This is a genomic window from Streptomyces litchfieldiae, assembly GCF_031845365.1.
In the GTDB taxonomy this organism is placed as follows: Bacteria; Actinomycetota; Actinomycetes; order Streptomycetales; family Streptomycetaceae; genus Streptomyces; species Streptomyces litchfieldiae.
The window spans coordinates 54,824-67,252 of sequence record NZ_JAVREL010000028.1 but is presented as its reverse complement, the minus strand read 5'-3'; the positions used below and the strand labels follow the sequence as shown (position 1 = coordinate 67,252).

The 12,429-nt window shown below is 74.9% G+C and carries 11 protein-coding genes; 3 read left to right on the top strand and 8 right to left on the bottom strand.

Annotation, left to right across the window (positions count from 1 at the left end; translation table 11 throughout):
* Positions 1-13: 13 nt before the first annotated feature.
* Positions 14-2,251, bottom strand: a complete 2,238-nt coding sequence (locus RM590_RS32145) for an MMPL family transporter (protein WP_311708316.1) — start codon at positions 2,249-2,251, stop codon at positions 14-16.
* Between the two features lie 142 nt (positions 2,252-2,393).
* Between RM590_RS32145 and RM590_RS32140 the strand changes: the two genes are divergently transcribed.
* On the top strand, positions 2,394-3,185 hold the full coding sequence (locus tag RM590_RS32140) for an AfsR/SARP family transcriptional regulator (protein WP_311708315.1): 792 nt from the start codon (positions 2,394-2,396) through the stop codon (positions 3,183-3,185).
* Here RM590_RS32140 and RM590_RS32135 read toward each other — a convergent pair.
* Complete coding sequence (locus RM590_RS32135; protein ID WP_311708314.1) at positions 3,143-4,450, bottom strand: geranylgeranyl reductase family protein; 1,308 nt, start codon at positions 4,448-4,450, stop codon at positions 3,143-3,145. The two genes, RM590_RS32140 and RM590_RS32135, sit on opposite strands and share 43 nt — an antisense overlap.
* 165 nt (positions 4,451-4,615) lie before the next feature.
* Between RM590_RS32135 and RM590_RS32130 the strand changes: the two genes are divergently transcribed.
* Positions 4,616-5,992: a dipeptidase gene (locus tag RM590_RS32130; protein WP_311708313.1), complete on the top strand. Its 1,377-nt coding sequence runs from the start codon at positions 4,616-4,618 to the stop codon at positions 5,990-5,992.
* A 120-nt stretch (positions 5,993-6,112) separates the two neighbouring features.
* Here the strand turns inward: RM590_RS32130 and RM590_RS32125 are convergent, their stop codons facing one another.
* The 5 genes from RM590_RS32125 to RM590_RS32105 form a co-directional block, all read right to left on the bottom strand.
* Positions 6,113-6,691, bottom strand: a complete 579-nt coding sequence (locus tag RM590_RS32125; RefSeq protein WP_311708312.1) for a hypothetical protein — start codon at positions 6,689-6,691, stop codon at positions 6,113-6,115.
* Positions 6,692-6,804: 113 nt separating this feature from the next.
* Positions 6,805-7,500, bottom strand: a complete 696-nt coding sequence (locus RM590_RS32120) for a class F sortase (RefSeq protein ID WP_311708336.1) — start codon at positions 7,498-7,500, stop codon at positions 6,805-6,807.
* Positions 7,501-7,596: 96 nt separating this feature from the next.
* Positions 7,597-8,619, bottom strand: coding sequence for an NUDIX hydrolase (locus RM590_RS32115; RefSeq protein WP_311708311.1), 1,023 nt, complete (start codon positions 8,617-8,619; stop codon positions 7,597-7,599).
* A gap of 27 nt (positions 8,620-8,646) precedes the next feature.
* Positions 8,647-9,612, bottom strand: coding sequence for an ROK family protein (locus RM590_RS32110; RefSeq protein ID WP_311708310.1), 966 nt, complete (start codon positions 9,610-9,612; stop codon positions 8,647-8,649).
* A 54-nt stretch (positions 9,613-9,666) separates the two neighbouring features.
* The gene (locus RM590_RS32105) at positions 9,667-10,944 is read right to left on the bottom strand and encodes a DUF6986 family protein (RefSeq protein ID WP_311708309.1); all 1,278 of its coding nucleotides are present in this window, start codon (positions 10,942-10,944) and stop codon (positions 9,667-9,669) included.
* A gap of 226 nt (positions 10,945-11,170) precedes the next feature.
* Here RM590_RS32105 and RM590_RS32100 point away from each other — a divergent pair, with 226 nt between their 5' ends.
* On the top strand, positions 11,171-11,383 hold the full coding sequence (locus tag RM590_RS32100) for a hypothetical protein (protein ID WP_311708308.1): 213 nt from the start codon (positions 11,171-11,173) through the stop codon (positions 11,381-11,383).
* A gap of 41 nt (positions 11,384-11,424) precedes the next feature.
* On the opposite strand, the gene RM590_RS32095 is transcribed toward RM590_RS32100, so the two are convergent.
* Positions 11,425-12,387: an electron transfer flavoprotein subunit alpha/FixB family protein gene (locus RM590_RS32095; RefSeq protein ID WP_311708307.1), complete on the bottom strand. Its 963-nt coding sequence runs from the start codon at positions 12,385-12,387 to the stop codon at positions 11,425-11,427.
* Positions 12,388-12,429: the final 42 nt, after the last annotated feature.

Genomic DNA, 12,429 nt, shown 5'->3' with positions numbered 1-12,429 from the left:
CAGCCGGGTGTGGTCATCCCGCGTACTCCCGGGGCAGTACGGCGCCGGGTTCCCGCTCGGGGGCCGGGCCGGGCTCCTCGCGCAGCCCGAAGCGGTCGTGGAAGCGGCGCAGCGGCGCGGGCGCCCACCAGTTGGCGCGGCCGGCCAGCCGCATGGAGACGGGCAGCAGCACCATGCGGATGAGGGTGGCGTCGGCGAGGATCACCAGGGCAGTGCCGAGGCCCAGTTCCTTGAGGAAGACGACGCCGCTGGTGGCGTAGGTGGCGAAGGTGATCACGAGGATGCCGGCCGCGGCGGTGATGAGCGGGGCGGTGCGGCGGATACCGGAGGCGACGGCGCGTTCGGTGTCGCCGGTGCGTTCGTACTCCTCCTTGATGCGGGAGAGCAGGAACACCTCGTAGTCCATGGACAGTCCGTAGGTGACGCAGAACATCAGCATCGGGATGCTCGGCTCGATGGAGCCGGTCGGGGTGAAGCCCAGCGGTCCGGAGAGGTTGCCGTCCTGGAAGATCCACACCAGGGCGCCGAACATCACCGAGAGGCTGAGCAGGTTGAGCACGGTGGCCTTCAGCGGCAGCAGGAGGCTGCCGGTCATCAGGAACAGGACGCCGCAGGTGACGAGCAGGATGAGGGCGGCGACGACCGGGACCCGGGAGAGCAGGGTGGCGCGGAAGTCGGAGGTCTCGGCCGGATAGCCGCCGACGAGTGCCTCGTAGGGGGCGGGCACGTCCCGGATGTCGGCGACGAGGCCGGGCACGTCGCCCTCCATCGCCTCCTGGGTGGGCACCACGGAGATCCGCACGCCGTCCGCCGCGGAGGTCAGCGCGGCGGAGCCGGTGCCGGGCGGCAGCAGCAGTTCCCCACCGCGGTGGGTGCCGGCGGGCGAGACGGTCTGGTGGACGCCGGGCAGTTGGGAGAGTTCGGCCGCGTAGGCGGCGATCTCCCTGTCGCGGGCGCGGACGGGTCCGTCGCTGACGACGAACAGGGTGTCGGTGGGCTCGGCGGCGAAGTGCTCGCGGATCTCCTCGGAGGTCACGCGGCTGGAGGTGCCCTCGGGCAGGGTGCGCTGGTCGGGCAGGCCGAACCGCAGGCCGAGCACCGGGGAGGCGGCGATGAGCAGGACGGCGAGCGCGGCGACGCCGGCCGGCAGGGGCCGGCGCATCACGCCCAGCGCCGTGCGGTGCCAGAAGCCGCCGCCGGCCGGGACCGGCCGGTCCACGCGGTGGCCCCAGCGGGCCAGCGCCGCGGGCAGCACGACGACGGCGCCGAGCACCGCCGTGGCCACGACGAGGATCCCGGCGTAGGCGAAGGAGCTGAGGAAGAAGAACGGGAAGACCAGCAGCGTGGACAGCGAGACGGCGACGGTCACGCCGCTGAAGACGACCGTGCGGCCGGCCGTGGCCACCGCGCGGACCACGGCGTCCTCGCGGACCAGGCCGGCGGTGCGCTCCTCGCGGTACCGGTTGATCACGAAGAGGCAGTAGTCGATGCCCAGCCCCAGGCCGAGCACCAGGGCGAGGTTGGCGGCGAACGTGGACACCTGCGTGAACTGCGCCAGCAGCCGCAGCCCGGCCAGCGTGCCGAGCACCGACAGCAGGCCGACGCCGACGGTCAGCAGCGCGGGGACGGTGCGGCGGTAGACCAGGATCAGCAGGAGCAGGACGGTCGGCAGGACGATCACCTCGGCCGTGAGGAAGTCCCGCGCCGCCTGCTCGCCGACCTGGCGGGACACCTCCTCCTGGCCGCCGACGGCGACGTCGATGTCCTCGGTGCCGCGGGCCAGTCGCGGGGAGAGGTCGGCCAGTTCGGCGCGGGTGTCGGTGGCGCTGCCCTCCAGCCGGGCGAGCACCAGGGCGCGGCGGCCGTCGGTGCCGCGCAGCGCCTCGTCGCCCTCGTCCCAGTAGGAGGTGACGTCGGCCACCATGGGGTGGGCGGCCAGCTCGGCGGCCAGTTCGCGCCCGGCCGCGGCGGCGCCGGGGTCGTCCACATCGCCGTTCCTGGCGGTGACCAGCAGCGCGAGGTTCGGATTCCCGGTGCCGTACTCCTCACGCAGGATGTCCTGCACGCGCACCGACTCGGTGCCGGGCGAGTCCCAGCGGGCCAGTTCGAGGTCGTCCTGCGCTCCGGCGCCGTAGATGCCCAGTCCCAGGAACAGCACGACGGCGGCCAGCAGCACCGTTCCGCCGCGCCGCACCGTGAGTCGGCCGAGCCTGATCAGCGGCCCGTGCTCGCCGTCGTTTCGCTGTGCCATGAAGGGGTCCCTTTCCCGCGTGGGCGTGCGGCCCCACGCTCGCGCCCGGTGCTGACCGGCCGCTGGAACGCGCGCTGGAAGATCCGCTGGAACGGCCGCTGGAAGATCCGCCGGGCGGCGGTGGCCGCGTTACGCTCGCCCCATGGCTGAGGGCTTGCGTTTCGAACTGCTGGGGCCCCTGCGGGCGTTGTGCTCGGGGGTCGAGGTGCCGCTGGGGGCGCCGCGGCAGCGCGCCGTGCTGGCGGTGCTGCTGCTCCAGGAGGGGCGGCCCATGACCTATGAGGCGCTGGTGGACGCGGTGTGGGGCGATCGGCCGCCGGCGCACGTGCGCAATCTGGTGCAGAAGTACGTCTCCGGGCTGCGGCGCGCGTTCGCCACGGCCGGCGGCGAGCCAGGCGCGGAGCCGCGGCTGCGGTGGACCGGCAGCGGGTATCTGCTCACCGGCGCGGACATCGACGACCTGCGGGAGCGGCGGGCGCTGCTGGGCCGGGCGCTGGCCGCCCGGGACGGCGGCGCCGCGCGGGACGCGGTCACGCTGGCCAAGCAGGCCGAGGCGATGTGGCGGGGCGAGTTCGCCGAGGGCCTGGCCGGCCCGTATCTGGAGGGCGAGCGGCGCCGCTGGGCCGAGAAGCGGCTGATGGTGCTGGAGGCCCGGCTGGAGGCGGAGCTGGAGCTCGGGCGCTACCACGAGTGCGTGCACGAGCTGGTCCGCCAGGTGGCCGCGCATCCGCTGCGGGAGCGGCTGGTGTGGCTGCTGATGCTGGCGCTGTACCGCTCGGGGCAGGCCACGGCCGCCCTGCTGGCGTTCGAGGAGGCGCGGCGGCGGATCGCGGAGGAGATGGGCTCGGACCCGGGACCGGCGCTGCGCGCCCTGCACGAGCGGGTGCTGCGTCAGGACCCGGCGTTGCTCCCGGAGTCGGTGCTGGTCTCCTGACCGCTCGCTCCCGCGCGGTCCCCGGTCCCGTCGCGGGCGTCGTCCTTCGCGCCGTCCTTGGCCGGGGCCCGGTCGAGGGCGGCCAGGGTGCGGCGGGCGACCGGGTGGGTGCGGACCAGCCCGGCGAGCGTGGTCGACCCGCGAGTGATCTTGGCGAACGCTGCCCAGGCCGGGCGGAACCCGATCAGGGCGGCGTGCATCAGCCGGGGGCGGTGGGCGAAGACCGCGAGCAGGCGCCGCCCGACGCCCATTTCGACGCCCAGGCCGGACCGGATGGCGAAGGTGTAGTTCAGCGCCTGGCGGCGGGCGTCCACCGCGTCGCCCGCCTCGGCGATGCGGACCGCCCACTGGCCGGCCAGCCGCCCGGAGCGCAGCGCGAACGAGATGCCCTCGCGGGTCCACGGCTCCAGCAGCCCGGCCGCGTCCCCGCACACCAGGACCCGGCCGCGGGAGAGCGGCGAGTCGTCGGTGCGGCAGCGGGTGAGGTGGCCGGAGGAGATGGCCGGCTCGAACCCGGCCAGGCCCAGCCGCGCGATGAAGTCCTCCAGGTACCGCTTGGTGGCGGCGCCCTCGCCGCGCGCGGAGATCACGCCGACGGTGAGCGTGTCGCCCTTGGGGAAGACCCAGCCGTAGGAGCCGGGCAGCGGGCCCCAGTCGATGAGCGCCCGGCCCGTCCAGTCGCGCGCGACCTCGGGCGGCACCGGGATCTCCGCCTCCAGCCCCAGATCCACCTGGTCCAGCCGCACCCCGACGTGGGCCCCTATCCGGCTGGCGCTGCCGTCGGCGCCGACGACCGCGCGGGCCAGCAGCGTCTCGCCGCCGGCCAGCACGACGGCGACCGTGCGCCGGTCGGGAACGGCCGGTCCGTGCTGCTCCACGCGGGAGACCGTCGCCCCGGTGCGCAGCTCGGCGCCGGCCTTCACGGCGGCCTCGACGAGCCGCTGGTCGAACTCGGTGCGGTTGACCAGGCCGAAGAGCATCCGCTTGGACCGGCGGGTGCGGGCCAGCCGGCCGTTGAGCGAGAACGTGACGGCGTGCACGCGGTCGCGCAGCGGCAGCTCGAAGCCGGGGGGCAGGGCGTCGCGCGAGGGCCCGATGATGCCGCCGCCGCAGGTCTTGTAACGCGGCAACTCCGCCTTCTCCAGCAGCAGCACCCGGCGGCCGGCCTCCGCGGCGGCGCGGGCGGCGGACGATCCGCCCGGCCCGGCGCCGACCACGACGACGTCCCACACCTGTCCGGCCCCGCCTTCGTTCTCGCTGCTCACGATGTGCGCCGCTCCCCGCTGCGTCCTTACGTTTCGGTCACCGCAGGGCATCCTAGTTCGCCGCCGCGGCGGCACCCGGCTGTGGGATCATCGACGCCACCCCCGTTTTCGAACACACGTTGTCGGACGTGTGCCCCAATCGCGCACCCGCGAGGAGTTGTACCGATGGACCACAGCCCGCAGCACGCCACCATCTCCGCCGCCGTTGCCGCGCTCATGCCGCGGGCCAGGCAGGAGCTCGCGGAGTTGGTGGCCTTCCGCTCGGTGGCCGACCCGGAGCAGTTCCCGGCCGAGGAGTGCGACGCGGCCGCGGAGTGGATCGCGCGGGCGCTGCGGGCCGAGGGGTTCGGGGACGTGGCGCTGCTGGACACCCCCGACGGCACGCGTTCCGTCTACGGCCATCTGCCGGGCCCCGAGGGCGCGCCGACGGTGCTGCTGTACGCGCACTACGACGTGCAGCCGCCGCTGGACGAGGCGGCGTGGATTTCGCCGCCGTTCGAGCTGACCGAGCGGGACGGCCGCTGGTACGGGCGGGGCGCCGCGGACTGCAAGGGCGGTGTGCTGATGCACCTGCTGGCGCTGCGCGCGCTGCGGGTGGCGGGCGGCGTCCCGGTCGGCGTGAAGGTGATAGCCGAGGGCTCGGAGGAGCAGGGCACCGGCGGGCTGGAGCGGTACGCGGAGCAGCACCCCGAACTGCTGGCGGCGGACGCGGTGGTGATCGGCGACACGGGGAACGTCAGGGCCGGGCAGCCCACCGTGACGGCGATGCTGCGCGGCATGGTCCTGGTCCGCGTCCGGGTGGACACCCTGGCGGGCAACCTGCACTCCGGCTCCTTCGGCGGGGCCGCCCCCGACGCGCTGGCCGCGCTCGTCCGCATGCTGGGGTCGCTGCACGCCGAGGACGGCTCGACGACCGTCGACGGGCTGGCGGCGGACGGGGTGTGGGAGGGCACCGCGTACCCGGAGAAGGTGTTCCGGGAGGACGCCGAGGTGCTGGACGGGGTGGAGCTGATCGGTTCGGGTTCCGTCGCCGACCGGGTGTGGGCGCGGCCGTCCGCCACGGTGCTGGGCATCGACTGCCCGCCGGTGGTCGGGGCGACGCCGTCGGTGCAGGCGAGCGCGCGGGCCCTGGTGAGTCTGCGGGTGCCGCCGGGTGTGGTGGCGCGGGAGGCGGGCGAGTTGCTGGCCGAGCACCTGCGGGCGCGGGCCCCGTGGGGGGCACGGGTCGAGACGGAGGTGATCGGCGAAGGCCAGCCGTTCCGCGCGGACACCGGCAGCCCGGCCTATGTCTCGATGGCGGCGGCGATGCGCGAGGCGTACGACGGGGCGGAGATGGCGATGGTGGGCCAGGGCGGCTCCATCCCGCTGACCAGCACGCTGGCCGGGCTCTACCCGGAGGCGGAGATCCTGCTGATCGGCCTGAGCGACCCGGCGGCGCGGATCCACGCGGTGGACGAGAGCGTGTCCCCGGCGGAACTGGAGCGGATGTCGGTCACCGAGGCGCTGTTCCTCCAGCGCTACGCGGCCGCCGCCCGGGGCTGAGCCGGCTCCCGGGCCGGGCGGGTGAACGCCGGGGGCGGGCGGCGGAGTCCGGCCGCGGCGGCGGGCCGGAACGGTCCAGGCCCTCGCCGGGCGCGGCGAGGGCCTGGGGAGCGCGGGCGTTCAACCGTGTCGGCCCGAGCGGCGGCGGGCGAGCAGCACGGCGCCGATGACGGCGGCGGCGGTGAGCCCGGCGCCGGCCACCAGCATGGTGTCGTTGTTCGACTGGCTGCCGCCGACGCCCGCCTGGGCGCCGCGCGTCGGCAGCACGGTGGTCGTGGCGGTCGTGGTGGCGGTGGTCGTGGGCGTCGGGGAGGTGGTGCCGTTGATGATGGTCAGCGTCGCGACGCCCGTCTCGTTGCCGCAGGTGAACGTGACGTCGTACTTCTGGCCCACCCGGGCGTCGGCGTCGACGGTGGTCCGTGCGGTCTGGAGCTGCCCCGGCATGCCGAGGACGACTTCGTCGAACACCGCGGAGCTCGCGGTGGCCTCGAACCGGGTGCAGTTGGTGACCGTCAGGTCGACCGCGCCGCCCGGCCGCACGGAGGCCGGGGAGACGCTGAAGCCGAACGACGTGGTGCTCGTCTGGGCCGGTGCCCGGGCCGGGCCCTCCTCGGCGAGGGCGAGCGCGGCCGGGGCGCCCGCCGCGATTACCGTCGCACTCAGCCCGGCGGCGGCCAGTGCGGTACGCAGTGTGCTCATCGAAAGCTCCTCTGTCGGAAGTGCGCGTCACCCCGCACAGCGACAGTAAGCAGACAAAAGGCTACGTAACCCTCTGAATGGGACATATGGGGTACCGTGCGCTGCCGTTCGCGTTACCGGTAGTCCGTCATGCGCGCGAAGACGACGACGTTGTCCTCGTAGCCGGAGCCCTGGTCGAAGCTGCCGCCGCAGGTGATGACGCGGAGTTCGGCCTGCCCGGTGTCGCGGTAGACGTACTCCGGCAGGTGCTCCTTGTCGAAGACGGCGACGTCGTAGACGGAGAAGCGCACCGCGAGGCCGTCCTCGCGGATCACCTCCACCTCGTCGCCCGGCCGCAGCACGCCCAGGCCGTAGAAGACGGACGGGCCGGCCGCGTTGTCCACGTGCCCCACGATCACGGCGGTGCCCCTGGTGCCGGGCGAGGCGCCGCCCTCGTACCAGCCCGCCAGGTTCTGGATCTCCTGTGGCGGGGCCTCCATCCAGCCCTCGGGGTCCAGCCCGACGTTGGTCAGCGGGGCCTCGACGCCGATGGCGGGGATCGACACCCAGGTGGGCACGGCGAACGTCACCGGTTCGGCGGGTCCGCCGGGCTGTTGGGCGTGGGTGCCGTGGGCCTCCCGCCGGGCGCCCTCGGGCTGCGGCGGGCCGGCGCCGCCCCCGCCGCCGGCCAGCATGATGGTGACGCCGAGGACCATCGTGCCGGCCATCGCGGCCAGCGCGGCCCTGCCGCCCCAGCCCGCGCGGCCGCCGGCGGGATCGTCGTCGTAGTCGTAGGGGTCGTAATCCGTTATGTACTCCGGCAGGCGCATCGCGGTCACCGCTCCGGCGTGGTGCTCCCCTTCGGTCCGGGGCCTTCACCGACACGCTAAATCGGCGCCCGGCGCTCCGCGATTCGGCGGCCGGCGTCAGGCGCCCACCGGGACGCCCGCCTCCAGGTTGAGCGCGCGGCCCTCGGCGCGGGCCCGCAGCGCCCAGCGCAGCCGGGCGAACCGGCCCGGCGACAGCATCTGTTCGGCCTCGTCCTCGGCGGCGAAACGCCAGCCGCGCAGCTCGGCGCCCGGCAGCAGGAGGTCCCGCATCCGGTCGGCGTCCAGCCGGCCGCCGTCGAACAGCAGCCGCAGCCCGCCGAAGCGCGGCGGGTGCGGCGGCTCCCAGTCCACGATGAGCAGCGGCGGCTCGTGGCGGAGCTGGAGGCCGAGCTCCTCGGCGACCTCGCGGACGGCGGCGCGGGCGGGCGCCTCCCCCGCCTCCACGACGCCGCCGGGGAACTCCCAGCCCGGCTTGTAGGTGGGGTCGACGAGCAGCACCCGGTCCTGGTCGTCGAAGAACAGCACGCCCGCGGCCAGGGTCTCGGCGCTGGGCGGGGGCGTCTGCACGATCTCGCAGGTGCCGTCTCCGCGCCGGACGCCCTGGGCGAGGAGCTCGGCGGTCTGCCGGGGCGTCAGCCGGGAGGTCTCCAGGGTGTGCGCGTCGGCGGTCAGCCAGGGCAGGGCGGCGCCGTACCGGGGCAGGTGGCGCAGGCACCAGCCCCGCACGGCGTCGCCGTCGACCGCGGCCCGCTGGTCGATCCGGCCCCGAAGGAACGTTTCTTCAACGTGGAGCAGGAAGTGCTGGACGGGAATGCGGCGGGCGGCGAACCCGCCGAAGATCTCGTCCCGGTACTCCTGCTGGAGGAGGGTCATGGGCGCTATCAGCGGGCCCGGCAGCTCGGCGAGCAGGGCGGCCCCGGTGTCCACGACCAGCCGCCGCCAGGCCGGCAGGTCCTGGACGTCGTCGACCTGGGCCAGCCGCTCCTTGGGCAGCATGCTCCGCAGCCCGGCGGTGACCAGGTCCGGGTCGAAGAGCGTGCTGCCCGGCACGAGGTGGAGCAGCTCGTGCGCCGCCGTGGTCTTGCCGGCGCCGAACGCGCCGTTCAGCCAGATGATCACGTAACCCCCTTCTTCTTCGCCCCTGTGTCAGTTGCCCGCTGCACCCCGGGCCAAAAACGTGTCCGGGTCGCTCCAGCAGGCTGCCGCGGCGCCCACCAGACCCGCGTCCGTGCCGAGTTGGGCAGGTACGACCTCGATGTTCCGCACGAACGGCAGCGTGGCGTACTCCCCCAGCGCCCGGCGCAGCGGGGCGAAAAGCACCTCGCCGGACTGGCTGACTCCCCCGCCGATCACCACCGTCTCGAACTCCACGAGCGTCGCGGTGGCGGCGATTCCGGCGGCCAGCGCGCGGGCCGAACGGTCGAACGCCTCCAGCGCCACCGGGTCGCCCGCCGCCGCGGCCACCGCGACGCCGGCGGCCGTGGCGTCGCCGCCGGGCTCGGCCGGGCGCCAGCCGGCGGCGAGCGCGTACCGGGCGATGTTGGTGCCGCTGGCGATGCGCTCCACGCAGCCGCGGCCGCCGCAGGGGCACAGGTCGCCGTTGAAGTCGACGCTGATGTGGCCGATGTGGCCGGCGTTCCCGGTGGGGCCGGGGCGCAGCCGGCCGTCCAGGATCAGCCCGCCGCCGACGCCGGTGGACACCACCATGCACAGCGCGTTGGTGCGGCCCCGGGCCGCGCCCCGCCAGTGCTCCCCGGCGGCGATGGCCGCCCCGTCGCCGACCAGCGTCACCGGCAGCGCGCCGGTGGTCTTGCGGACGCCCTCGACGAGCGGGAAGTCCCGCCAGCCGGGGATGTTGACCGGGCTGACCGTGCCCAGGCGGGCGTCGACCGGGCCAGCGCTGCCGATGCCGACGGCGGCGACCCGCGGCCAGGCGTCGTGCTCGGTCAGTGCGGTGACCACGTCGGTGACGGCCCGCAGGACGTTCTCCGCCGGTTCCTTCGCCGGAGTGGGGCGCTGGACGCGGTGGAGGAGTTCGCCGGTGGCGTCGACGAGCGCGCCCGCGATTTTCGTACCGCCGATGTCCACGGCGGCGACAAGATCAGTGGTCATGGACAGGAAGCCTGATCCGTGGCGGGCCGGGTTGTCCAGTCCGGGTTTTTTGTGCTACGAGCCGGACCGGCCGGCGAGGGTGGCCAGCCGGGGTCGGGCGAGGCCCGTCAGCCCGGTGACCTCCGCCTCGTCGAGCGCGCCGCAGTCCAGGCCGCGCAGCAGGAAGCCGCTGAGCGCGCGGGCGGTCGCCGGTTCGTCGAGCACGCCGCCCCCGGTGCCCGCCGTGTAGGCGGCGAGGCGGGCGGCGGCGGCCGGCAGGCCCTCGCGGTAGAAGGCGTAGACGGCCGCGTAACGGGTGGGCAGCTGGCCCGGGTGCATGTCCCAGCCCTGGTAGAAGGCGCGTGCCAGGGCACGGCGCACCAGCCCGTGGTGGAGCCGCCAGGCGTGGTGGACCCGGTGGGCCGGGCCGACGGGCAGCACGTTGATGGAGCCGTCTGAGAGCCGGACGCCGGTGCCGGCCGCGGCGACCTGCATGACGGCCTTCGCGTGATCGGCCGCCGGGTGGTCGGGGGCCTGGTGGGCGGCGCTCACCTGGCAGGCGGCGCTGTAGTCGAACGTTCCGTAGTGCAGCCCGGTGACCCGGCCGCCGGCGGCGTCGATCATGCGGGCCACGGTGGCGCGGCCGTCGGCGCCCAGGACGGCCTGGGTGGTCTCGATCTGGATCTCGAACGTCAGCCGTCCGGGGGGCAGGCCGCCGGCCTTCTCGAACTCCTCGCACAACCGGGCCATGGCGGTGACCTGTTCGGCGTAGCCGACCTTGGGCAGCGTGATCACCAGGCCCTCGGGCAGCGGGCCTTCGGCCAGCAGCGTGGTGAGGAAGATGTCGAGGGTGCGGATGCCGCGGTCGCGGACGGGGGCCTCCAGGCACTTCATGCGCAGGCCGGCGAACGGCGGGGCGGTGCCCGCGGCGCGGGCGGCGGCGAGCAGGTGGGCGGCGCGGACGGCCGCGGTGTCCTCCTCGGCGTCCGGGCGGGGGCCGTAGCCGTCCTCGAAGTCGATCCGCAGGTCCTCGACGGGCTCGTGGGCGAGCTTGGCGAGGACCCGCTCGTGCACGGGGGCGGCGAGCGCGTCGGAGATACCGAGGACGGCGGCGAACGAGGCGGCGTCGGGGGCGTGTTCGGCGAGGAGGGCGCGGGCGGCGGCGCCCCAGGAGCGCACGGTGTCGGGGGCGAGCCGGTCGGCGGGGACGTAAACGGTGTGCACCGGCTGGCGGTTGGACGGATCGCCGGGGTAGCGGCGGGCCAGATCGGCGTCGACGGCGGCCAGCGAGGCGCCGATGCCGGCGCGCACGGCGGCGGTCAGACTGGTCGTCACCTGTTCCGGCTGCCCCATCCGCATCCTCCGCCCGGCCGCGTTCAACATTTCGTTGAAGGATTCCGTCCGGTGAAGCTATCCGGCGGCCGGACGAAACACAACAGGCCGTGCGTCATCCGGCGTTCACGGCACACCGTCGCATCGCCACGGAGGATTGACCACCGGGCAAAGGCCGCGTCACGTGCCTGCCGGACGCTGGTGACCAGCGGAGATTCCGCGGTGAGTCACCCTTCGGGAGGACGTCATGGAGTACTACCAACTGCTCGCCGGGCTGGCGCTCGGTCAACTTCGCGAGGACAACGGCAGCGGTCCGCCGCCCGCGGTGCCCGGGCACGAGGCGGACCGGCGGGCGGCCCGGGCCGCGGCACGCACCGCGGGTCCGGAGCCCGCCCCGCGCGTGCGGCGGCTCCGCGCGCCGGGCCGCCGGCGTGGGACGGCGCCCGCCACGGTCACCTGACGGCGAACGCGGCGGGCGCCGACGGCGGGCCCGCGGGGGCGTCAGCCCTTGCGGGCCCGCACCTCGTCGGTCAGGGCGGGGACCACGTCGAAGAGGTCGCCGACGACGCCGTAGTCGACGAGCTCGAAGATCGGGGCCTCCGCGTCCTTGTTGATGGCCACGATCGTCTTCGACGTCTGCATCCCGGCCCGGTGCTGGATGGCGCCGGAGATGCCCGCGGCGATGTAGAGCTGCGGGGAGACGGTCTTGCCGGTCTGGCCGACCTGGTGGGAGTGCGGGTACCAGCCGGCGTCCACGGCGGCGCGGGAGGCGCCCACGGCCGCGCCCAGGGAGTCGGCCAGCGCCTCGATCAGCGCGAAGTTCTCCGCGCCGTTCACGCCCCGGCCGCCGGAGACCACGATGGCGGCCTCGGTGAGCTCCGGGCGGCCGGTGGACTCCCGAGGGCTGCGGGAGACGACCTTGGTGCCGGTGGCCAGCGGGCCGAAGGACACCGCCAGCTCCTCGACGGTTCCCGCCGCCGGAGCCGCCTCGGGGGCGGCGGAGTTGGGCTTGACGGTGATGACGGGAACGCCGTGGGTTACGCGCGAGGCGGTGGTGAACGCCGCGGCGAAAACGGACTGGGTGACCACCGGGCCCTGGTCGCCGGGCTCCAGGTCGACGGCGTCGGTGATCAGCCCGGACTCCAGGCGCAGGGCCAGGCGCGCGGCGATCTCCTTGCCCTCGGCGGAGGAGGGCACCAGGACGGCGGCCGGGGAGACCGCCCGGGCGGCGGCCTCCAGCGCGTCCACCTTGGGCACCACCAGGTACTCGGCGAACTCCGGGGCGTCGGCGGCCAGCACGCGTGTGGCGCCGTGCTCGGCCAGCACCGCGGCGGCGGTGCCGGCGCCCGGGCCGAGGTGGACCGCGACGGGCTCGCCGAGGCGGCGGGCGAGGGTCAGCAGCTCCAGCGTGGGCTTGCGGACGGCGCCGTCCACGTGATCGACGTAAACAAGGACTTCGGCCATGGGAATCGTGCTCTCCAGCGGGATTCGTGCGGACGGGTGGGC

Coding starts and splice junctions, on each gene's coding strand:
- RM590_RS32145 (WP_311708316.1), bottom strand. CDS start 2,251: ATGGCACAGCGAAACGACGGCGAGCACGGGCCGCTGATCAGGCTCGGC.
- RM590_RS32140 (WP_311708315.1), top strand. CDS start 2,394: ATGGCTGAGGGCTTGCGTTTCGAACTGCTGGGGCCCCTGCGGGCGTTG.
- RM590_RS32130 (WP_311708313.1), top strand. CDS start 4,616: ATGGACCACAGCCCGCAGCACGCCACCATCTCCGCCGCCGTTGCCGCG.
- RM590_RS32125 (WP_311708312.1), bottom strand. CDS start 6,691: ATGAGCACACTGCGTACCGCACTGGCCGCCGCCGGGCTGAGTGCGACG.
- RM590_RS32120 (WP_311708336.1), bottom strand. CDS start 7,500: ATGCGCCTGCCGGAGTACATAACGGATTACGACCCCTACGACTACGAC.
- RM590_RS32110 (WP_311708310.1), bottom strand. CDS start 9,612: ATGACCACTGATCTTGTCGCCGCCGTGGACATCGGCGGTACGAAAATC.
- RM590_RS32105 (WP_311708309.1), bottom strand. CDS start 10,944: ATGGGGCAGCCGGAACAGGTGACGACCAGTCTGACCGCCGCCGTGCGC.
- RM590_RS32100 (WP_311708308.1), top strand. CDS start 11,171: ATGGAGTACTACCAACTGCTCGCCGGGCTGGCGCTCGGTCAACTTCGC.
- RM590_RS32095 (WP_311708307.1), bottom strand. CDS start 12,387: ATGGCCGAAGTCCTTGTTTACGTCGATCACGTGGACGGCGCCGTCCGC.